This window comes from Pseudomonas sp. HD6515, assembly GCF_024971855.1.
In the GTDB taxonomy this organism is placed as follows: Bacteria; Pseudomonadota; Gammaproteobacteria; order Pseudomonadales; family Pseudomonadaceae; genus Aquipseudomonas; species Aquipseudomonas alloputida.
In genome coordinates, this window is sequence record NZ_CP079827.1 from 3758252 (window position 1) to 3779977 (window position 21726).

Sequence of the window (21726 nt, forward strand, 5' to 3'; positions counted from 1 at the left end):
GCTGTCGTCCCTCAGCTCACAGGTCTCGCTGCGCTGCGCTCCTGAATCTGCGCCAGCCAGTAGACCACATCCACCTCGTCGATCTGCTCGGTGCGCAGGAAGCGCTCGGCATATTGGCGGTATACCCCGCTGCTGAGGAACAGTTGTAGCAGTTGCCCGTCGACGTGCCCCTCGCGGGCCATGGCCACCAGGATCTTCACCGATTCGGACAGCGTCTTCGGGGGTTTGTAAGGCCGGTCTGCTGCCGTCAGTGCTTCGAAGATGTCGGCAATCGCCATCACCCGCTCGGCGATGCCCAGGTCCTGCCCGCCCAGGCGGCGCGGATAGCCGCTGCCGTTCATCTTTTCGTGGTGGTTGCCGGCGATGTCGGGTACCCGCTTGAGGTGGCGCGGGAGCGGCAGCGCACTGAGCATGATGATGGTCTGCACGATGTGTTCGTTGATCTTGAAGCGTTCTTCGTCAGTCAGCGTGCCACGGCGGATCGACAGGTTGTACAACTCGCCGTGGTTGCTGGCGTGGCCTGGCAGGTGCATGTCGAACCCCCAGATATTACGCGGGTCGTCCTTGACCACCGGCGGCGTGCGGGTGCCCCAGTGCACGCAGTGCTCGGGGCGATCAGCCAGCAATGGCTCCTCTGTCGGCAGTGCAGGCTGCGGCACGCCGACAAGGCGTTCCGCCTCGTCACGGGAGATGCCCAGGCGGTTATCGAAATGGCGCAGCCAGCGGCGCTTGCCGATCACCTGCAAACGCTGGATATCGGTGTCCTGCATGAACTCGCCGCCGATGTTGGCCTGGGCGACGAAAGCGAAGTCGTCCTGCAGCTCGGCCTGGCTTCGCTGCAGTGCGGCTTTCAGCACCTGCTGGTCGGCGCCACTGGCCAGGCCTTGCCAGTAGGCCAGCTCCGCATCGCGCCACAGCACTTCGAAACGCATGCGGACTTCGTGGATGCGGTTGTACAGGGTCTCCAGCTTGGTCGCCTTGTCCACCACGTACTCGGGGCTGGTGACCTTGCCACAATCGTGCAGCCACGCTGCCACACGGAACTCGTACCGTTCTGCCTCGGTCATGCTGAAGCTGGCGAACGGGCCGCTGTCGGCTGCCACTGCCTGATCCAGCAGCATCTGCGCCAGCTGAGGCACCCGCTCGCAGTGGCCACCGGTATAGGGGCTCTTGGCATCGATGGCGTCTGCCAGCAGCTTGATCATGGCGTCCAGCAGGCGTTGCTGGGCTTCGACCAACTGGCGGGTTTCGATAGCCACCGCAGCCACTCCGGACAATTCCTCGACAAAGCGCCGGAATGCCTCGCCCACCCGCTCCTGCGCCTGCTCTTCGTCCATTTGCAGGACCAGGATGCCCAACAGTGCCTGGCTACGGTCATTCAGCACCACGGCCAGACTGCGCTCATGCAGGCCGAGGGCCTGGGTCACTGTTACAGCCAAGTGCTGCCGGGCGCCCTCATCCACTGCCAGCTCGCTTGGGTAGTGTTCACCGCGGCACGAGGCGGCCAGGCGCAGCAAAGCCTGTTCAGCGTCATACAGGTAAACCCCGCCGGCGTCGCCCCCGGCAGCTTCTACCAGATGGTTCAGCACGCCGTCGAGCATGCGCTCCAGGTTTCGCTCACGGCTGAGCGTAAGGGTAATCGCCTGAAAGTGGCGAATGGTACCGGACATGCGGCTCAGCACGCGGCTCAGTTCACGCACCTCGGAAACCCGCGAGTGCACGCCCACCTCACGGCTGAAATCAAAACTGGCCAAGCCTTGAACCTGCTCGCGCAACAGCCGCAGCGGGCGGCCAATGCGCCGGCCAAGCACACCGCCGAGCACCAGCAGCACGGCCATCAGCGCCACGGTCCAGAGCAACTGCTCGTACAAGACTTTGCGCGCCCCCACCAGTAACTCGTGGCCGGGTACGGCAATCAGCACGTACAAGTCGTGCCCGGCCAGGGTGGTCAGATGCACACGAATGCCATACCAGGTCTGGCCATCCACCTGATAAGGCTGAGGCTGGTTGCCCTTGGGCAGGTCAGCGTATAGCCGCGCCAGGCTGGGAGCGCCCAGCTCGGCGACACGCGACAGGCGCACGCCTTGCCCTTCGTGCACGATTGCCCGCTGCGGGTCCGGATAGGCCACAACGTTGCCCTGGTCATCGACCACCACGATCTCGGTACCCGGGGTCATGCGCAGGTCCTGAGCCTCGCTGGCCAAGTCGTTGACCGAGACATCCAGGCCGATCACGGCGCCACCGTCGACGCTACGTTGGGCCATGGTCAAGCCGACCTCGCGGGTGGTGAAGAACACATAAGGGCGAGTCAGCACCGTAGAGGGTTGTACCGTGGCTTCAGCGAACCAGGGGCGCAGGCGTGGATCGTAGCGATAGTCAGGTTTGGCCTGGGCCTGCAACAGGTTCAGCGCCCGATCATAAAAACGCCACTCGCCCTGCACCTTGGCGCCCTCGCCATGGCTGACGCTCTGCACCAGAAATGCCGTGCCCGGTGGAGCGGCGAAACGCTGCATCAGCTGCGGGTCATGCAGGCGACGCACCAGCAGGAACTCGCCGCTGGGGTAACCCAGATAGGCGGCGCTGAGCATGCGGTTGGCGTCCAGCATTTCCACCAGCTGTGGCAGCCGATCCAGGCGCTGTGCCTGGGTGTGCACAGTCGGGTTGTGGGCAAGCAGGCGAATGCTGCTTTGCGCAGGCTCGATCAGGCGCCTGGCGCGCTCGTCGATCGTCTTGGCAACCTGCTGGGCGGCATCGCCAGCAGCAGCCACAAGGGTTTGGCGAATACCGCGGTACCCCTGCCAGGCCAGGGCAGCGCCGAGCAGCAGCATGCCCAGCACGATGGCCAGCGCCACCAGCCACTGCAGTGAAATACCACGTCCTCTATTGCCAACGACACGCCCCGTCGACACGCAGCCCATCCCAGGTACTCCATGTGCGGCACATTGCCTTGGCTGATGTCTGCAGCAGTGTAGAGTGCATGTGAGCGTTCTGCCGGGCCGGCAACACGTTTACAGACGATCGTGCAAGGCTTTGTACCGCGACGCAGGCGACGTGGGCCATGATCAGGACATCAGCCGCGCAACTGGTACCAGGTGGTCTTGAGCTGCGAATACTTGTCGAACGAATGCAGTGACAGATCACGGCCAAACCCCGACTGCTTGCCCCCACCGAACGGCACCGTCACATCCAGCGCATCGACCGTGTTCACCGATACGGTACCGGCTTTCAACGCCCGCGCTACCCGGTGCACCTGGTTGAAGTCGTCACTCCACACCGAGGCTGCCAGGCCATAGACGCTGTCGTTGGCCAGGCGCACCGCTTCTTCTTCGGTGTCGAAGGCGCTGACCGCCAGCACCGGGCCGAACACCTCCTCCCGCGCCAGGCTCATGCGGCCCTCGACACCGGCAAAAATGGTCGGCTCGATGTAGTTGTCCGAACCTTCGACGGTCAGGCGTCGGCCGCCACACACCAATCGCGCGCCCTCTTGCCCGGCACGCACGATGGCGGCCTCGATGCGGCCGGTCTGCTCGGCATCGACAATGGCCCCGGCGCGGCTCGCCGGATCCAGCGGGTTACCGGGCAGCCACTGGCGAGCCTTGGCCTGCAGGCGCTCGATGAACTCATCGTGGATGGCACGCTGCACGTACAGCCGCGAGTTGGCCGAACACACCTCGCCCTGGTTGAAGAAAATGCCGAAGGCGGCCTTTTCCGCCGCCAGGTCCAGGTCCTGGCAGTTGTCGAACACCAGGTTTGGGCTCTTGCCGCCGCACTCCAGCCACACCTGCTTGAGGTTGGACTGCGCCGAGTACTGCATGAAGTACTTGCCCACCTGGGTGGAGCCGGTGAATACCAGGCAGTCCACATCCGGGTGCAGGCCCAGCGCCTGCCCGGCCTGCTCGCCCAGGCCCGGCACCACGTTCAGTACGCCTTCCGGCAACCCCGCTTCCAGCGCCAGTTGGGCCAGGCGCAGGGCCGAAAACGGTGATTGCTCGGCGGGCTTGAGTACCACGCTGTTACCGGCAGCCAGCGCCGGGGCCAGCTTCCAGGCGGCCATGTCGAGGGGGAAATTCCACGGCACCACAGCCGCGACCACACCGAGTGCTTCGCGGGTGATGGTGGCCAGCGCCGTGGGCGCCGTGGGCGCCACTTGGTCGTACAGCTTGTCCAGCGCTTCGCCGTACCAGCCGAACACGTGTGCCGAGCCCGGCACGTCGATGGTGTAGGCGCCCATCACCGGCTTGCCCATGTTCAGCGAGTCCAGCAATGCCAGTTCTTCACGATGGGCCATGATCAGCTCGGCCAGGCGCAGCAGCACTTTCTTGCGCTCGCCCGGCGCCATGCGCGGCCAGGGGCCTTGCTCGAAGGCTCGACGGGCGCTGGCGACAGCCAGGTCGACCTCGGCCTGGCCGCAGGCGGTAACCTGTGCCATTACGTTGTGGGTGGCGGGGTTGATGGCTGCGAAGGTGGCGCCATCCTGTGCGTTGACGGGTTTGCCGCTGATAAGCGCCTGGGATGGCAGGTACAGATCCGAAGCGCGCTGTTGCCAGAATTCGAGGGTATACATGTGTACTCCTGGTAAACATGGGAGCAATCTTTTGGATGGGGGCGTCGTCCCACGGATGAATCGCCGGGGCTGCTTTGCAGCCCAATCGCGACACAAGGCCGCTCCCAAAAGAACAGCGTTGCCCCTGCAAGCGACGCGATTGCTGTGGGAGCGGCCTTGCGTCGCGATCGGGGCGCGAAGCGCCCCCAGAAGGCTTAGAGCTTGCCGACCAGCCGCGCCGTGCGGTCTACGGCTATCCGGGTCTTCTCCACCAGCTCATCCAGCTCGCTGTGGTTGGCGATCAAGGCCGGGGCCATGATCATCCGGCCCAGGGTCGAGCGAATGATCACCCCTTCCTCGAAACCAAAGGTGCGGCACTGCCAGGCCAGGTCGTTCTCGTTGGCAAAGCGCTTGCGCGTCGGCTTGTGCTCGGCAAACTGCAGCGCCGCCACCAGCCCGGCCCCTTGCACCTGACCGATCAATGGGTGGTCGGCAAACACTTCCCGCAGAATGCGCTGCAGGTACGGCCCCGTGTCGTCCTTCACCTGGCGCACGATGCCTTCGTCACGCAGCGCCTTCAGGTTGGCGATGGCCACTGCCGCCGCCACCGGGTGGCCGGAATAGGTCAGGCCGTGGGCAAATACCCCGCCGCGCTCCACCAACGCCTCGGCAATGCGCTTGCTCAGCACCAGGCCGCCCATGGGCACATAGCCGCTGGTCAGGCCCTTGGCAATCGACAGGGTGTCGGGCTCGAAGCCGAAGTATTCATGGGCGAACCATTCGCCGGTGCGGCCAAAGCCACCGATCACCTCATCGGCGCACAGCAGCACGTCGTACTGGCGGCAGATACGCTGGATTTCCGGCCAGTAGCTTTCCGGCGGGAAGATCATGCCGCCGGCCCCCTGGAAGGGTTCGGCAATGAAGCCGGCAACGTTCTCGGCACCCAGTTCGAGGATCTTTTCCTCCAGCTGCAGGGCGCAGCGGCGGCCGAACTCGGCCGGGGTCAGTTCACCGCCCTCGGCGTACCAGTAAGGTTCGTCGATGTGTGCCACATCCGGAATCAGCCCGCCCATGTCGTGCATGAACTTCATCCCGCCCAGCGCCGTGGCCGCCAGGGTCGAGCCGTGGTAGCCGTTCCAGCGGCCGATCATGACCTTCTTGCCTGGCTGGCCAACCACCTGCCAGTAGCGGCGCACGGTGCGGATCAGTACCTCGTTGGCCTCGGAGCCGGAGTTGGTGTAGATCGCGTGGCTGTAGTGCCCCGGCAGCAGGCTGAACAGCAACTCGGACAGTTCGATCACCGCCGGGTGGGTGGTGTGGAAGAACATGTTGTAGTAGGCCAGCTGATCCATCTGCGTGGCTGCGGCGGCCGTCAGGTCACGACGGCCATAACCGAGCTGGGTGCACCACAGGCCGGACATGCCATCCAGGTAACGCTTGCCCTCGCTGTCCCACAGGTGCAGGCGTTCGCCACCGACGATCACCCGCGGCCCTTCGGCGTTCAGCGCCTTCTGGTCGAGGAAGGCATGAATGTGGTGGGCGGCATCGGCTGCCTGATAGTCACGGGTCTGGCGTTGCGGGGCGAAAGGCGCGTTCATTGTTGGTTTTCCTTTGCGGTGGGGTTGCAGGGAAGCTGGCGCTCAGCGCAGCTTGCCCATGTAGCTTTCCAGCGGGTCCTTGCCCAGCACGCCCTGGGCATTGGCCAGTGCGTCGATGAACAGGGAGAACAGTTCGGACTGGGTGCCGATGTCGAGCTTGACGTAGACGTTCTTGCGGTGCGACTTGATGGTGTCTTCCGACACCCCCAGCCGCTCGGCCAGCGACCTGGTCGAGTGACCACGCAGGATCAGCTGGGCGATACGGCATTCACGCTCGGTCAGCAGCGAGCTGCCGAAGTTGTTCAGCGCGGCATGGATACGTTGCTCGAGGATGTTCTCGAAGCGGCCTGCGCGGCTGTCCAGCCCGGCAAAATGCTTGCCGAGTACCGCCAGCACCCAAGGCGTGATGAGCCCGAACCGCGTGCGGCTTTGCCCATCCAGCTTGTCGGTGAAGGCCAGCGACACCGCCAGGCTTTGCCCGGGCGCCACCTGCAGGATGTAGTTGAGTTCGTCCTCCAGGTGCGAGTGGCGGTAGAACGATTGGTAGTATTCGCTGACCTCGAAGTGATCGGGCGCCACTTCGAACAGGCCGTAGCAGCCGGATTCGACCTGTTCCACACAAGCACCGTAGAACGGGTCAAGCAGGTAGAAGCCCGACAGGTAGCGGCTGACATTGCCCTCGGGCTGCCAAGGTGCCTTGTCATCCTGCTCGAACAGCGCACAGGGCATGCCGTCGTGCGGGTACAGGTACACCGTGGTCGCCTGGATCGGCCGTATCACACTCAATGCAGCAAACAGGCTGGCGGCAAAGCCCGGCCGGCCGATCGCCTCGGTGACCTTGGCCTGGTGCTCGAACCATTGTGCTGAAAGCAATTGATTAGTCACTGTAAGCCTGCCGTTTCTTCTCAGTGGCACCGCCGCCAGTGCGGTGCGTCGTTGAGCAGATACTCCCACGGGGCTGCAGGCACCGGAATCACCCTTTGGGGTGAGCCGGGCAAGGGCAGTGGCCGCTCACCCCAAAGGGTGATTCCGGGTGCCTGCAGGGTGTGGGAGCATCAACCCGCCCCAGCGCTGCGAGCTTTCCGCTCGACCTCCTTGCACAGCACCTAACGGTTGCGAGCCTGCTCGCCTGCCGCGGTGTCCTGCATCCCTTTTCAGGAGTTAGCAATGCATACAACAACAAGTACAGCCCATAGCCCCGCCCCGCATGCACCCTCGCAACCCGGTACCAGCACCGGCCGCTTCCGCAAGTCCATGAGCATGACCGCCCTGGTGCTGTTTGGCCTGGCCTACATGGTGCCCCTGGCCGTATTCACCACCTACGGGCTGGTCACCCAGATGACCAAAGGGCACCTGCCCACCGCCTACCTGCTCACGCTCGCCGCCATGCTGCTGACCGCCTACAGTTACGGCCGCATGGTCCAGGCCCACCCCTACTCCGGCTCGGTCTACACCTACACGCGCAAGGCCTTCGGCAGCCATATCGGCTTCATCACCGGTTGGACACTGCTGCTCGATTACATCTTTCTGCCGCTGCTCAGCTACCTGCTGATCGGCATCTACATGTCGGAATACTTCCCGACCATCCATGCCTGGGTGTGGGTGGCGGGCTCCATTGCCCTGGTCACCTTCCTCAACCTGATCGGCATCGAGTCGATCACCCGGGTCAACTGGATCCTGGTGGTGGTGCAACTGGTGTTCATCATCGTCTTCGTCGCCCTGTCCATTCTCAAGCTCAGCGGACAGGCGGAGCCGGTGTCGCTGCTGGCCCCCTTGCACCACGAAGGCTTCAGCGTGCCGTTGATCATGACCGGCGCCGCCGTGCTGTGCCTGTCGTTCCTCGGCTTCGATGCGGTATCGACCATGGCTGAGGAAACCAGTAACCCGACCTACCGCATTCCCGTGGCGATTCTGGCGGTGTCGTTGATCGGCGGCCTGCTGTTTCTGGTGGTGTCTTATTGCGCACAGATGGTGTTCCCCGATTGGGGCAGCTTCGCCGATCCGGATTCGGCGTCGGTCGACGTGATGCGCCGGGTGGGCGGCGAGCTGCTGGTAACCGCCTTCACCGCGACCTACGTGGCCGGCTGCTTCGCCTCGGCCATGGTGTCCCAGGCCAGCGTGTCGCGCGTACTGTTCGCCATGGGCCGTGACGGCGCATTGCCGCGGGCATTCGGCCAGCTGGTGACGAAAAAGCGCGTGCCGGCCACCGCCATCCTGGTGGTCAGCCTGCTGTCGCTGATCGCCCTGGTGATCACCCTGGATACCGTGGCGAACATGATCAGCTTTGGCGCACTGTTCGCCTTTTCGGCGGTGAACCTGGCGGTGGTCAAGCACTACCTGGTTGATCAGAAACTGCGCGGTTGCCGCAACTGCCTGCTGTACGGCGCCATTCCTGGCCTGGGCTTTCTCAGCACGCTGTGGCTATGGAGCAGCCTGACCAGCCTGTCGTTCACCATCGGCCTGTGCTGGATGGGCCTGGGCCTGTTGGTGCTACTGGGGCTGACCCGGGCGTTGCGCGTGAAGCTGCCAGAGTTGCAGATGGCCGAGTGAGCCCTGACGCCTTGCGCGACCGCTCCTGCAGGGCATCGCGAGAACCCGGGTGATAACTGCTCGTTATCACCCGATCCGGATTAATCATTATTCAGCCCCCCGTTCGCCCCCTACAGTCCTGACCCACGATTGTCATTGCCAACGGGAAACGAAATGTCCATCGAACACCGCCTGAACCACATCGCCGGCCAGCTCAGTGGCCACGGTGACGTGCTGCTGCACAGCCTCGACGCCCACACCGGTGAAGCACTGCCCTACGCCTTCCACCAGGCGACTGGCGACGAGGTGGAGGCCGCCGCGCAGGCCGCCGAGGTGGCCTACCCGAGCTACCGCAGCACCCGCCCGGACCAACGCGCCGCTTTTCTCGACGCGATCGCCAGCGAACTGGACGCGTTGGGTGATGACTTCATCCAGGATGTGATGCGCGAAACCGCACTGCCTGAAGCACGCATCCGCGGCGAACGCAGCCGCACCAGCAACCAGCTGCGCCTGTTTGCCGAGGTGGTACGGCGTGGCGACTTTTACGCTGCACGCATCGACCGCGCCCTGCCCCAGCGCACCCCGCTGCCGCGCCCGGACCTGCGCCAGTACCGCATCGGCGTGGGCCCGGTGGCCGTGTTCGGCGCCAGCAACTTCCCTCTGGCCTTCTCCACCGCTGGCGGTGACACCGCTTCGGCGCTGGCCGCCGGCTGCCCGGTGGTGTTCAAGGCACACAGTGGGCACATGCTCACTGCGGCCCATGTGGCCGCGGCCATCGACCGAGCAGTGACCGGCAGCGGTATGCCGGCAGGCGTTTTCAACATGATCTACGGTGCCGGTGTGGGCGAAGCGCTGGTCAAGCACCCAGCCATCCAGGCAGTCGGCTTTACCGGCTCGCTGCGCGGTGGCCGCGCCCTGTGCGACATGGCCGCAGCGCGCCCGCAGCCGATCCCTGTGTTCGCCGAAATGAGCAGTATCAACCCGGTGATCGTGCTGCCGCAGGCTCTGCAGGCTCGCGGTGAACAGGTGGCAACCGAGCTGGCCGCCTCGGTGGTGCTGGGCTGCGGGCAGTTCTGCACCAACCCGGGCCTGGTGGTGGGTATCCGGTCGCCACACTTCGAGCATTTCCTGCAAACGCTGGTGGCACGCATGGCCGACCAAGGCCCGCAGAGCATGCTCAACGCGGGCACCCTGCGCAGCTACCAGAACGCTGTGCAGCACTTGCTGGCGCACCCGGGTATCCAGCATCTGGCCGGCCAACCGCAAACGGGTAACCAGGCTCAGCCGCAGTTGTTCAAGGCCAACGTAAGCCTGCTGCTCAATGGCGACCCGCTGTTGCAGGAAGAAGTGTTCGGCCCTTGCACCGTGGTGGTTGAAGTGGCCGATGCCCAGCAACTGGCCGAAGCATTGCGTCACCTGCAAGGTCAGCTGACCGCCACCCTGATTGCCGAACCTGACGACCTGCACGCCTTTGCCTCACTGGTGCCGTTGCTGGAACGCAAGGCCGGGCGCTTGCTGCTCAATGGCTACCCGACCGGTGTGGAGGTTTCCGATGCCATGGTGCATGGCGGCCCTTACCCGGCCACCTCCGACGCCCGCGGCACTTCGGTCGGCACCTTGGCCATCGACCGCTTCCTGCGCCCGGTGTGCTTCCAGAACTACCCGGACGCACTGCTGCCGGATGCCTTGAAAAACGCTAACCCGCTGGGGATTGCCCGGTTGCTGGAGGGTGTGAGCAGCCGCGAGGCGGTGTGATCTTTCATGGCTGCAACCCGTGCCGGCCTCTTCGCGGCTCAAGCCGCCAAGAGGCCGGCACGGGTACTTCGAGCTGTATACAATCAGTAAAAAGCTTGCTTACAATACCGAGCGCCTATGACATCGGTAATCGCCGATGCGTATTGCGCAGGCTTGCACCATGTCATCTACAAACCCTGCAAAAACGCTCCTCGTCAAAAACGCCGCGCTGCTGGTCACCATGGACGGCGAACGCCGCGAAATCAAGAACGGCGGCCTGTTCATCGAAGGCAACCTGATCAAGCAAGTCGGCCCCAGCGATACCCTGCCGCAACACGCCGACGTGGTTCTGGACATGGCCGGCAAGGTGGTCATCCCAGGCCTGGTCAACACCCACCACCACATGTACCAGAGCCTCACCCGCGTGGTACCGGCAGCTCAGGACGGCGAGCTGTTCAACTGGTTGACCAACCTGTACCCGATCTGGGCGCGCCTGACCCCCGAGATGATCGCGGTGTCGACCCAGACCGCCATGGCCGAGCTGATCCTGTCCGGCTGCACCACCTCCAGCGACCATCTGTATATCTACCCCAACGGCTGCAAGCTCGACGACAGCATCCACGCGGCGGCCGAGATCGGCATGCGCTTCCACGCCGCGCGCGGCAGCATGAGCGTGGGGCAGAGCCAAGGCGGCCTGCCACCTGACGCGGTGGTGGAAAAGGAAGCCGACATCCTCAAGGAATCGCAACGCCTGATCGAGGACTACCACGATGCCAGCCACGGCTCGATGCGCCGTATCGTGGTCGCGCCATGCTCGCCGTTCTCGGTCAGCCGCGACCTGATGCGCGAAGCTGCCGTGCTGGCGCGCCAGTATGGGGTGTCGCTGCACACCCACCTGGCCGAGAACGTCAACGACATCGCCTACAGCCGCGAGAAGTTCGGCATGACCCCTGCCGAGTACGCCGAAGACCTTGGCTGGGTCGGCCATGATGTATGGCATGCCCACTGCGTGCAGCTCGACCAGCACGGCATTGAGCTGTTCGCCCGCACCGGCACCGGCGTCGCCCACTGCCCATGCTCGAACATGCGGCTGGCCTCGGGCATCGCCCCGGTACGCAAGATGCGCGACCACGGCGTACCGGTGGGCCTGGGGGTCGATGGCTCTGCCTCCAACGACGGCGCCAGCATGATCGGTGAAGTGCGCCAGGCCCTGCTGCTGCAACGGGTGGGCTTCGGCCCTGACGCGATGACCGCACGCGAAGCACTGGAGATTGCCACCCTGGGTGGCGCGAAAGTGCTCAACCGCAATGATATCGGTGCCCTGGCCCCGGGCATGGTCGCCGATTTCGTCGCCTTCGACCTGGGCCATGTGGCGTATGCCGGCGGCCACCACGACCCATTGGCGGCACTGGTGTTCTGCACCCCGACCCAGGTGCATACCAGCGTGATCAACGGCCGCGTCGTGGTGAAAGACGGCCAGCTGGCCACCGTCGACCTGCCGCGGGTACTGGAACGCCACAACCAGCTGGCCCATCTGCTGGTCAGTGGCACTTGAGGCCAGGCATCAGCTCGGCATCGCCGGGTTGAATGAAGGTCATGCGCAGCCCTCTGGGCTGCGCTGTCATGTAGAAAAGCTGCGGGTAGCGCGCACTACGATTTCACGTTCACTCAAAGGTCCATGACCATCTCATGCCAGGCCATGCCGCCGTGGTCCGACGGCGACGGTTTCACGTACTGGTAGCCCAGCTTCTGGTACAGGGCCACATGCTGTTCCTTGCACATCAAGTGAATGGTCTGCTTGCCCGCCGCGTGCATGCGCCCGATGAATTCGTTCATCAACAGTTTGGCGTAGCCTTTGCCCTGATGGGCCGGGTCTACAACCACCGACATGATCACCACGTTCGCGGCCGCCGGGTCATGGCCGACCAGCTCTTTGAAGGCCTCGTCGGACATCACGACCTCGTGGGCGCAGCCACTGTTGATGAAACCAACAATCTCGCCGTCGCTTTCCAGCACCAGGAAGCCTTGTGGGTACTGCGTGATACGCGTGCGGATTTTCTCCAGCGTGGCCGCCTCATCCCCTTCATAGGCGCCAATTTCGATGGCGTAGCAACGCTCGGCATCGGCGGGAACGGGGGTGCGGAACTGAAGGGCGCTCATGGCAAGTATCCTTGGCAATGGTAAAGACAGCCGCCATGATAAATGAGCCTTGACCTCGCGCTCCATCATTGCGAACTCGGTCAGGTCGGGCGTGTGACGCTTGATGCTTGCCAAGGATGGCAAGCATCATGGGGACCTTGCTCTATTGCCACGGATACGCCGATGACCGCTGTAACTTCCCCCTTCACCGAACCCAGCCGCTGCAAACGCCTGAAAGCGGCCAGCAGCAGGGATCATGACAGCGTCGATCAACTGGTAATGGCAGCGCGGCCCTTCGAGAACCGCGAGCGTTATGGTCGCTTCCTGCAGGTGCAGCACCGCTTTCATGGCAGCCTGCTGGCGTTGTATCAGGATGAACAGCTCAACCAGCAACTGCCGGGGCTGGCGGCGCTGTCACGTTTTGCGGCAGTCGAGGCCGACCTGCGCGACCTGGGCCTGTCGCTGCCAACGTCCACCCAACCGGTCTGTGTCAGCTCGGCCCAGGCCTTGGGATGGCTGTATTGCAGTGAAGGCTCCAACCTGGGGGCGGCGTTTCTCTACAAGCACACGCAACGTCTTGGGCTGGAGGGTGACAAGGGCGCCCGCCACCTGGCCCCCCACCCGGATGGCCGAGCGCTGCATTGGCGCGCATTTGTTGCCAGGCTGGACAGCCTGGTGCTGGGGGAGCAGGAGGAAGCAGAGGTGGTAGCGGGGGCGATTGCAGCGTTCGACAGTTATCGGGGGCATCTGCGTGAGGTATTTGCAGGCAGTTGACCGAGTGCAATGGCACCTTTAGCGGGCGCTGCACAGCACCCACTGCCACGGCGATTTTCTACAAGTTGTTGCTGTAGCGAACTTTTTCTTGATTCCCTGTCTATGTGTGAGGCACAGAAAGGTAGCGGAACGCGAGACAAGGTTCGCCCCCCACACCTGCTGGCCAGATGGCTCATTCGTTATCAGAGGTTGGCTACGCTCATGAAAATACATGTCGCAAGGTTGGTGCTGCTCGGCCTGTTCTCGCTCGCGGCGGTGGGCACGGCATCGGCAACGCAGATGAAAGCCGCCGAACCGGTTTCACCGGCTGTCCAGTCACCGTTAAAGCCAGCCGGCAACCCGTGGTCGAGCGTGGCCAGCGTGGCCGTTGAACAGCCGGCCACGCTCCTTGCGCATGATGACGATCGCTGGCACGACCACCGAAGCGACTGGCGCCGCGAACAGTGGCGGCGTGAACAAGCCCGCCGGGACTGGGAGCGGCGGCGCGACTGGGAACGGCGCCGTGATTGGGAGCGCCGCCATGAGCGCGCCATGCGCCAGCGTCATCATGACGCGCATTATTACTACCGCCGTTGAAGCCCATGCGATCGGTGCAGGGGCGGTGTCAGTCAGCCAGCTGGGAACTCTCGCCCGCCGCCTCTGCCTCCATCTTCAAGCGGTCCGCCTTGCAGATGTACTTGGGCTTGCGTGGCGCCAGTTTGGCACTGGCCTTTTTGGCATGCGCCTGCAATAGCTGCTTGATCTTCTTACGACGGTTCATAGTCTACGGGGCCTTTCAGGACGTTTCGCTGCCGCCATCATACCCCGGCAGCCTGGGAAAACGCAGTGAACAGCCCAGCTTATGCCTGCTACGGCCACGCAGGTCACAGGATTCAACGCGTTGACGTATTTTTCACAGTCCGCAGATTAGCGTCACGCCCTTTCCGGTCACGCGCACAACCGCTGGCCGCCAAGGTACGACGAGGCATACGTGTCAAACACTACATCCCCCGCCGCGCACAAGCGCGTGGACTGGGCCGGCCTCGGCTGGCTCTTGCTGTTCTTCTGGTATTTTTCCGGTGTAACCCAGGCGCTGCTGCTGTTCAGCGGGACGACCGGCTTCGCCGGTTTTCGCGATGCGTTATTCCTCAGCAGCCTATGGCTGGCGCCCGTCCTGCTGCTGCCGCGCTTCACCCGCGCCACCGCGGCGATCATTGGTCTGGTGCTGTGGGCTGCATCGCTGGTGGGCCTGAGCTACTTCGGCATCTATCGCCAGGAATTTTCACAAAGCGTCATCTTTGTGATGTTCGAGTCCAACACCGCCGAGGCTGGTGAGTACTTCAGCCAATACTTCAGCGTGGGGCTGGGCCTGGCACTGGTGCTGTACACGCTGGTCGCGGTAATGCTGTGGCGGCGCGTGCGCCCGGTCAGCCTGCCGCTGCGCAGCCGCCTGCCGGTGGTCGTGCTATTGCTGGTGGCCAACCTGGTCATGCCGTTCTACAAGCAGATGGTCACCCAGGAGCGCAACTTCGCCGATGCGCTCGAAAAAGTGCAGCAGCGAATGGAGCCGGCCGTCCCTTGGCAGTTGCTGGTCGGCTACCGACAGTACCGCCAGCAACTGGACAACATGCAGAAACTGCTGGCCCAGAATGCCGCACTGCCACCGCTGCAAAACCTGCGAGACAGCAGTGGTACAGCGCCACGCACCCTGGTATTGGTGCTCGGCGAGTCGACCACCCGCGAGCACATGCACCTGTATGGCTATAACCGCGATACCACGCCCAACCTCGACGCGCTGGCCGCCAGCGACAAGGGCCTGACCGTGTTCCGCGACGTGGTATCGCCGCGCCCGTACACCATCGAAGTGATGCAGCAGATTCTCACGTTCGGCGACGAGCAGAACCCGGACCGCTTCCTCAGCGACCCGTCGCTGATCAACCTGCTGAAACAGGCAGGCTACAAGACCTTCTGGATCACCAACCAGCAGACCTTGACCAAGCGCAACACCATGCTCACCACCTTCTCGCAGCAAACAGACGCGCCGGTGTACCTGAACAACCAGCGCAACCAGAATGCCAGCCAGTACGATGACGTGGTGCTGGCACCGTTCGAGAAAGCCCTGCAAGACCCTGCGCCCAACAAGTTCATCATCGTGCACCTGCTGGGCACGCACATGGACTACCGCTACCGCTACCCGGACGACTATGCGCACTTCAACGACAAGCAAGGTGTGCCAGCCAAGCTGACGGCGGACCAGGTAGAAACCTACAACTTCTATGACAACGCGGTGCGCTACAACGACTATGTGGTGTCGACCTTGATCAAGCGTTATGCGGCAGGCAACCCCAACGGGTTCCTGATGTACCTGTCCGATCATGGTGAAGACGTGTACAGCTCCGGTGACCACGACCGCCTGGGGCGCAATGAAGGCGCACCGACCCGGCCGATGTACACCATCCCGTTCCTGCTGTGGACCTCGCCTAGCTGGCAGGCCGAACACCCGCGTGACTTGCAGGCAATGGCCAACCGCCCCTACAGCAGTTCGCATCTGATCCATACCCTGTCAGACCTGGCCGGATTGAGCTACGACCGCTATGAACCGGCCAAGAGCCTGGTGAGCCCACAGTTCGTGGCAGCACCACGCTGGATCGGCGACCCGTACCGCAAGGATGGCTTGCGCGAGTTCGATCAGCTGCCGCAGGACAAGGCCGAAGGGGCACAGGAAACAGCCAGCACCCGGCAGTAATAAGGCCGGTTCATGCCCGGCAGCTACCCTGCAGGGCACTCCCCCGCACCGCCTCGGCCAACTTGCGCAGGTTGGCCTGGTGTGCATTCACCAGGCTGGTGATGCTGTTGTCCGCGGCAGTCTGCACAGACGTACGGCAGGTCAGCTCGGCCTGCCCTTGCTGCTTCAGGCGCCACACCGCCTCCAGCGAGGCATAGCGCCCCGGTACCGTGTCGAAGCGCTGCACATCCACCCGCAGCGACGCCTTGCCACCGCCCGCCGGGCCGCCCAACAGGTCCTGCAGGGCGCTGCGGAATTCATCCACCAGGTTGGCGCCCCACCACTCCGTCTCCAGGATGGCCAGGCCGCTCTGCCCTTGCCGCACCACCAACTGTGGGCGGTCGACCTGGGGCGGCACAGCCACCCTGACCACCTGGATGCGCTGGCCGCTGTCACGTACCGGTTCGCTCGGTACCAACGTGTGGTAGTTGTTCGGCGTACTGCTGCAGCCCCCGAGCCACACCAGCAGGCTGGCCACACATACATTGCGCAGTCGTTGCATCGGCTGTCTCCTCAGGGTTCAAGGTCTGCGGGCCCGGCCGCTTTCGGCCGGCCACGAATGAGCGACTCGGGGTGGCGGCCCAGGTAGTCGGCAAGGTCACGTAGCGAACGCGACATACGCTCCAGCTCGTCCAGTGTTTCGCCCATTCGCTCGCGCTGCGGCGAATCTTCGGAAATGGCCGAGTTGGCCGTGCGCAGGGTCTTGTGCACCTCGTCCAGCGCCACCTTCACCTCCGGCAGCGTCTGGCCATTGAACTGCCTGAGGCTGGCGCGCAGCTCACGCAAGCTACCGTCCAGGTTACCGGCGATGCTTTCCAGCGGCAGCTTGGCAATGCGCTCCATCACCCGCTGCAGCTGTTCCTGCAACTGCTCAAGGCTGCCGGGCAGCGTCGGGATCATGATGGGGTTGGCAGCCATGTCGAAGGTCACCTTGGGGGCATCCGGGTAGAAGTCCAGCGAAATGAACATCTGCCCGGTGATCAGGTTGCCACTACGCGCCTGGGCCCGCAGCCCATGTTCGACAAACGTGCCAATCAGTTTCCGCGCACCTTCAAAATCGCCCTCGGTGTGCTTGAACACCGCCAGCATCTTGCGGTGCACCGGCCCTAGCCGCTGGGGGTAGATCACCGCATCGACCACTACCGGGAAGGTTTGCCGCGTAGCATCGTAATCGAGCTGGATCGAGGTGACCCGGCCAAATTCCACACCCTTGAACTCCACTGGCGCCCCCACCGACAGGCCCCGCATGGCCTGGTCGAAGCGCAACTGCAGGTACTGTGCCTGGCCATGCGGAGGCGACAGCGCCATGTCGCGGTCGGCGAATAGCTGGAAGCGGGACTGGTCGGCAGCAGGCTCGGCTTGCGCGGCGAAATCGGGCGAGCCGAAGGCCAGCCCGCCCACCAGAATCGACGACAGCGATTCGGTATCGACCTTCAGGCCATTGGCACCGATCTGCATGTCGATGCCACTGGCATTCCAGAAGCGCGTGTCATCAGTGACGAATGTGTCGTAGGGCGCCTGCACGAACACGCCAATCTCTACCCCCTTGCCATCACTCTGGAGCGCAAAGGAAACCACTTCGCCCACCGGGATCTTGCGGTAGTAGATCGAAGAACCGATATCCAGCGAGCCCAGGTCGCTGGCGACAAGAACGAAACGCTTGCCCTTTTCGTCATAGGTGATCGGCGGTGGCAGCTCCAGGCCGACAAAGGACTTTTCCGGCACCTTCGACTCGCCGGAATCGGCCCCGATGAAACTGCCCGAAAGCAGCGTGTCCACCCCGGAAACCCCGCCCACGCCGATGCGCGGTCGCACCACCCAGAAGCGCGCCCCCTGGGTAGCAAACGAACGGGCATCGTTGGAGAGCTGAACCTTGGCCACCACGCTCTTATTGTCGTCGGCCAAGTCCACCGTGGTCACTTCGCCGATCACCACGCTGCGGTATTTTACCTGGGTCTTGTGCGCCACCAATCCCTCGCCGCTGTGGAAAGAAATGGTGATCACCGGCCCTTGCTGCATCCAGTTGCGCACCACCAGCGAAGCGCCGATCAGGATCGCCAGGATCGGCACGATCCATACCAGCGACACACTCCAACGTCGGGTGCGCACTTCAACCTGCCCAGGGCCCTCGCGCTTGTCAGTCTGTTGCCCCATCAATGCGGCCTCCCCTCGTTGGCATGGCTATCCCAGATCAAGCGTGGATCAAAGCTCATCGCAGAGAACATGGTCAGCACTACCACCATGCCAAAAAACAGAATGCCCACACGCGGCTCGATGGTGCCCAGCCCGCGCAGTTGCACCAGCGCAGCCACCAACGCCACTACCATCACATCGAGCATGGACCAATAGCCGATCAGCTCGACGAAGCGGTACAACTGCGAACGCTGCCGGCAGGCCCAGGAAGAACCACGCTGGGCAGTGAACAGCAGCAGGCCAAGGGAAAAGAACTTGATGGCGGGCACACCCACGCTGGCAATGAAAATGATCAGCGCGATGTCCCAAGCCCCGGCTTCCCAGAACTCCAGCACGCCACCGCCAATGGTGCTTTCTGTACCACTGCCGAGCATTTCGGTGTGCATCACCGGCAGCAGGTTGGCGGGGATGTAGAAAATCAGTGCGGCCAGCAGAAACGCCCAGCCACGGCTGATGGCATTGGCCTTGCGCCGGTGAATGACGGCGCCGCAACGGTTGCAGGTGTGCGCGCCACTGCGCGTGTCGCATGCCTGGCCACAGCCATGGCACAGACACAAGCCAAGGTCGTGCGCCATGGCTGGGACAGTCATACCTGTTCCCACAAATCGCGGATGTCCTTGCCGGCAATGTGGATGATCAACATGCTCAGTGCGGCCAGGGCCAGCAGGCCGATACCGGGGATCACATCGAGCAGCCCCGCCAGCTTGATCACCGCCACCATCGCCCCCAGCAGACACACCTCCAGCATGCTCCAGGGCCGCAGGCTTTCCAGGCCACGCATGCACAGGGCAAAGCCGGGGGCACGCTGGCCGGCAAGGGCAAAACTCAACACCCAGCACAACAGGGCAATTTGCAGCAGCGGCGCAAAAATGATCGACAGCGCCATGACCAGGGCGATGAAGGTGATACTGCCGTGACTGAGGATCTGCACGGCGTCCCACAATGTGGCCGAGTGGGTCAGCCCCTGCATGCCGATGGTCATCACCGGGTAATAGTTGGCGAACACCAGCAGGACACCGCCAGTCACACTCAATGCCAGCCGCTGCTCGATGGTCAGTGACCTGTGCCGGTACAGCACGCCGCCACAGCGCGGGCAAAGGGCTCGTTGATGTTTGAGCAGCGGTGCGCGGTGGTACACCGTGTCGCAATACTCACAGATGATCAGATCTTGCGTCTGGCTCATGGTTTGCCCGCAGGTAGCCTTGGATCAGGCCAAGAGGCTAATCGGAACGGCGTCTGATATCCGGTGTAGACCATCTGGGCAAAACTTCCATCACGACCTCAAAGGCGAACTATCCTGTGAGGCGGGCTTTCTGCCCGGTGGAGGTGTGCCATGCGTACGTTCACGTGGAGTTACCTGTTGATGCTGCTGTGCGCAGCATCGGCCGCCCAGGCGCAGTCGGTGGTGCCGCTCAAGGGCCAGAGCAGCCAGCAGATGCAACTGGATATCAACGATTGCAATACCGTCGCCACCAATGCCGCAAACGGCACGGCGACGTCCAGCGACCCCCATGTCGGTGGCCGGGTTCGCGGTGCAGCTGCGGGTGCCGCCGCCGGTGCTGTAGGCGCGCAGGTGCGCGGCAACCAGCATGACGCGTTGTACGACCGGGTGGGTGACGATGCCAAGCAGCAATACCGGCAGAACCGTGCCGGCGAAGTGGCCGCCGCCGGGGCCGCGGTCGGTGGCATGCGCCAGCGTCAGGACCGGCGCCAGGACCGGCGCGGCCAGGACGAGGCAAAAACCCAGGCCCATGCCAGTGCCTACAGCGGTTGCCTGCAGGGGCGCGGCTATCAGGTCAGCCCCTGAGCAATGCCACGCCATGCGCCTCCTGCCGGGGTAGCATGGCGTGCTCAGTTCAGGAACTTCGCCAGCTCTTCCCGGCAAAACTCCACGAACAACTGCGCCGGCTTGGTTAGCTGGACTCGCTTCAACCACGCCGCAGCCAGCCCCGACAGCGCCACCGGCTCGGCAATGTCGAGCATTGCCAGGCGCTGGCCGTCATAGGTGTATTCCGAGTGCGGACGGGTTACCAGCAACGAAAAACCGAAACCCTGACCGACCATGCCGCGCACCATCTCGATCGACGGCGAACTGAAGACAATGTTCGGTGCCAGGCCCATCTCGTTGAACAAGCTGACGAAGTAGGTGCGGCTAGGGGCCACGTCCAGCAGGATCATCGGCTCCGGGCACAGGTCGCGCAGCGAGACCTGGGCCTGGCCGGCAAAGCGGTGGTTCTCGGGTAGCAGCACATAGGGCTTCTGCGGCGGCATCAGCGGCTCGGCCTCGATGGTGCCATCCAGGTCGTGGTCATAGAGAAATGCCAGGTCGAATGTTCCGGCGGTCAGGCCCTGGATCAGGTCCTGCTGCTCACCGTCGCGCAGGCGAATGTCCACACCCGGGTAGCGCTGGCGAAAGCCGGCGATCAGGCGCGGCAGGTACAGTGGCGCCACGGTTTCGAAACAGCCAATGTCGATTTGCCCGGCGACGGTATCGTTGTCGGCCAGGGCGTTCTGTTCGAACTCATGGGCCATCTGCAGCAGCGACTTGGTCTTGGCGTAGAAGCGTTTGCCGCTGGGCGTCAATGACACGCCCTGGGCGTGGTGGCGGATGAACAGTTGCACACCGAAACTTTCCTCCAGGCTCTTGATGGCCGTGGAGATGGACGGCTGGGCGATGTACAGCTGGCGTGACGCTTCGGCCACACTGCCCGCTTCCACGGTGGTGACGAAGTACTTCAGTTGTCGCAAGGTATAGGCAGCCACAGGGTACCTCTCTGACGCGGGTCTGGGCAGGCTGGGATCATGCCTCACACTTTACCCTTGGCTGCCGCTCTGCGGGGGCTGAGCGCTGAAGGATTTACCTATGCCTTGAACAGGTTTTTTGTAGGGTCTGCCAGTACCTCGTCTCACAGGCCTGCGCAAACCGGCGCCGCACCACGCTTGCACCTGTAACGGGCCCCCGTGGCACTGCAACCACTGGTCAAAAACGCCCGAACGTCTTTACTGATAGTCATCGGCCCCAGGTAAACGGTGTGTGCTTATGAAGATCGTGGTCACCAGCATCCTCGTCGACGACCAGGCCAAGGCCCTGGCTTTCTACCACTACGTACTCGGTTTCGAGCCAAGACACGACATCCCCATGGGCCGGCACCGCTGGTTGACCCTGACTTCGCCCAACGACCCCAATGGCGTCGAACTGCTGCTGGAACCCGACGCGCACCCGACGGCCAAGGTATACAAGGCCGCGCTCAAGCAGGATGGCATCCCCGCCACCTCGTTCGGCGTGCGCGATATCCAGGCCGAATACACCCGGCTCTGTGCAGCCGGTGTGCAGTTCATCCGGCCACCAACCCCAATGGGGCCGGTTACCGTGGCGGTGTTCGATGACACGTGCGGCAACTTGATCCAGATTGCCCAGAAGCACTAGCCGGTTGCCCTTACCCCAATGCGCA

General features: G+C 63.5%; 19 protein-coding genes. 8 read left to right on the plus strand and 11 right to left on the minus strand.

From position 1 onward, the window contains the following. Positions 1-11: 11 nt before the first annotated feature. The 4 genes from KW568_RS17305 to KW568_RS17320 form a co-directional block, all read right to left on the minus strand. Positions 12-2918, minus strand: a complete 2907-nt coding sequence (locus KW568_RS17305; protein ID WP_004575426.1) for an HD domain-containing phosphohydrolase — start codon at positions 2916-2918, stop codon at positions 12-14. A 152-nt stretch (positions 2919-3070) separates the two neighbouring features. Beyond that, complete coding sequence (locus KW568_RS17310) at positions 3071-4564, minus strand: aldehyde dehydrogenase (protein ID WP_259536540.1); 1494 nt, start codon at positions 4562-4564, stop codon at positions 3071-3073. 194 nt (positions 4565-4758) lie between these two features. After that, entirely contained in the window at positions 4759-6141 is a 1383-nt protein-coding gene (locus KW568_RS17315; protein WP_004575424.1) for an aspartate aminotransferase family protein, read from the minus strand. A gap of 42 nt (positions 6142-6183) precedes the next feature. Further along, the gene (locus KW568_RS17320) at positions 6184-7026 is read right to left on the minus strand and encodes a helix-turn-helix transcriptional regulator (RefSeq protein WP_014859221.1); all 843 of its coding nucleotides are present in this window, start codon (positions 7024-7026) and stop codon (positions 6184-6186) included. A gap of 282 nt (positions 7027-7308) precedes the next feature. Here KW568_RS17320 and KW568_RS17325 point away from each other — a divergent pair, with 282 nt between their 5' ends. From KW568_RS17325 to KW568_RS17335, 3 genes are all read left to right on the plus strand, one after another. Beyond that, entirely contained in the window at positions 7309-8691 is a 1383-nt protein-coding gene (locus KW568_RS17325) for an APC family permease (protein WP_012052810.1), read from the plus strand. Positions 8692-8844: 153 nt separating this feature from the next. Then, positions 8845-10425 carry an aldehyde dehydrogenase (NADP(+)) gene (locus tag KW568_RS17330; RefSeq protein WP_004575422.1) on the plus strand — a complete coding sequence of 527 codons (1581 nt, stop codon included), beginning with the start codon at positions 8845-8847 and terminating at the stop codon, positions 10423-10425. A 160-nt stretch (positions 10426-10585) separates the two neighbouring features. Then, positions 10586-11959, plus strand: a complete 1374-nt coding sequence (locus KW568_RS17335; protein ID WP_004575421.1) for an 8-oxoguanine deaminase — start codon at positions 10586-10588, stop codon at positions 11957-11959. Between the two features lie 113 nt (positions 11960-12072). On the opposite strand, the gene KW568_RS17340 is transcribed toward KW568_RS17335, so the two are convergent. Further along, on the minus strand, positions 12073-12564 hold the full coding sequence (locus KW568_RS17340) for a GNAT family N-acetyltransferase (protein ID WP_004575420.1): 492 nt from the start codon (positions 12562-12564) through the stop codon (positions 12073-12075). 162 nt (positions 12565-12726) lie between these two features. On the opposite strand from KW568_RS17340, the gene KW568_RS17345 reads away from it, so the two are divergent. Both KW568_RS17345 and KW568_RS17350 read left to right on the plus strand, forming a co-directional pair. Further along, the gene (locus KW568_RS17345) at positions 12727-13317 is read left to right on the plus strand and encodes a biliverdin-producing heme oxygenase (RefSeq protein ID WP_004575419.1); all 591 of its coding nucleotides are present in this window, start codon (positions 12727-12729) and stop codon (positions 13315-13317) included. A 201-nt stretch (positions 13318-13518) separates the two neighbouring features. After that, a complete protein-coding gene (locus KW568_RS17350) occupies positions 13519-13893 on the plus strand; it encodes a hypothetical protein (RefSeq protein ID WP_004575418.1) in 375 nt (124 codons plus the stop codon). A 28-nt stretch (positions 13894-13921) separates the two neighbouring features. Here KW568_RS17350 and KW568_RS17355 read toward each other — a convergent pair whose 3' ends face one another. After that, on the minus strand, positions 13922-14077 hold the full coding sequence (locus KW568_RS17355) for a DUF2986 domain-containing protein (RefSeq protein ID WP_004575417.1): 156 nt from the start codon (positions 14075-14077) through the stop codon (positions 13922-13924). 210 nt (positions 14078-14287) lie between these two features. Here KW568_RS17355 and KW568_RS17360 point away from each other — a divergent pair, with 210 nt between their 5' ends. Next, the gene (locus tag KW568_RS17360) at positions 14288-16042 is read left to right on the plus strand and encodes a phosphoethanolamine transferase CptA (RefSeq protein ID WP_080634923.1); all 1755 of its coding nucleotides are present in this window, start codon (positions 14288-14290) and stop codon (positions 16040-16042) included. 10 nt (positions 16043-16052) lie between these two features. On the opposite strand, the gene KW568_RS17365 is transcribed toward KW568_RS17360, so the two are convergent. From KW568_RS17365 to KW568_RS17380, 4 genes are read right to left on the minus strand one after another with little or no spacing between them, the layout of a single operon-like run. Then, positions 16053-16583 carry a membrane integrity-associated transporter subunit PqiC gene (locus tag KW568_RS17365; RefSeq protein WP_004575415.1) on the minus strand — a complete coding sequence of 177 codons (531 nt, stop codon included), beginning with the start codon at positions 16581-16583 and terminating at the stop codon, positions 16053-16055. A gap of 11 nt (positions 16584-16594) precedes the next feature. Next, positions 16595-18235 (minus strand): intermembrane transport protein PqiB, encoded by a 1641-nt coding sequence (locus KW568_RS17370; protein WP_004575414.1) that lies wholly within the window; start codon positions 18233-18235, stop codon positions 16595-16597. Further along, positions 18235-18864: a paraquat-inducible protein A gene (locus KW568_RS17375; RefSeq protein ID WP_012052818.1), complete on the minus strand. Its 630-nt coding sequence runs from the start codon at positions 18862-18864 to the stop codon at positions 18235-18237. Before KW568_RS17375 ends, KW568_RS17370 begins: the two co-directional genes overlap by 1 nt. Then, positions 18861-19457, minus strand: coding sequence for a paraquat-inducible protein A (locus tag KW568_RS17380; protein WP_003250821.1), 597 nt, complete (start codon positions 19455-19457; stop codon positions 18861-18863). Before KW568_RS17380 ends, KW568_RS17375 begins: the two co-directional genes overlap by 4 nt. 150 nt (positions 19458-19607) lie before the next feature. Here KW568_RS17380 and KW568_RS17385 point away from each other — a divergent pair, with 150 nt between their 5' ends. Further along, complete coding sequence (locus tag KW568_RS17385; protein WP_003250819.1) at positions 19608-20081, plus strand: YMGG-like glycine zipper-containing protein; 474 nt, start codon at positions 19608-19610, stop codon at positions 20079-20081. Between the two features lie 44 nt (positions 20082-20125). Here the strand turns inward: KW568_RS17385 and KW568_RS17390 are convergent, their stop codons facing one another. Next, positions 20126-21037: a LysR family transcriptional regulator gene (locus KW568_RS17390; RefSeq protein WP_004575413.1), complete on the minus strand. Its 912-nt coding sequence runs from the start codon at positions 21035-21037 to the stop codon at positions 20126-20128. A 277-nt stretch (positions 21038-21314) separates the two neighbouring features. Here KW568_RS17390 and KW568_RS17395 point away from each other — a divergent pair, with 277 nt between their 5' ends. Then, complete coding sequence (locus tag KW568_RS17395; protein ID WP_259536541.1) at positions 21315-21701, plus strand: VOC family protein; 387 nt, start codon at positions 21315-21317, stop codon at positions 21699-21701. The last annotated feature ends 25 nt before the right edge of the window (positions 21702-21726 follow it).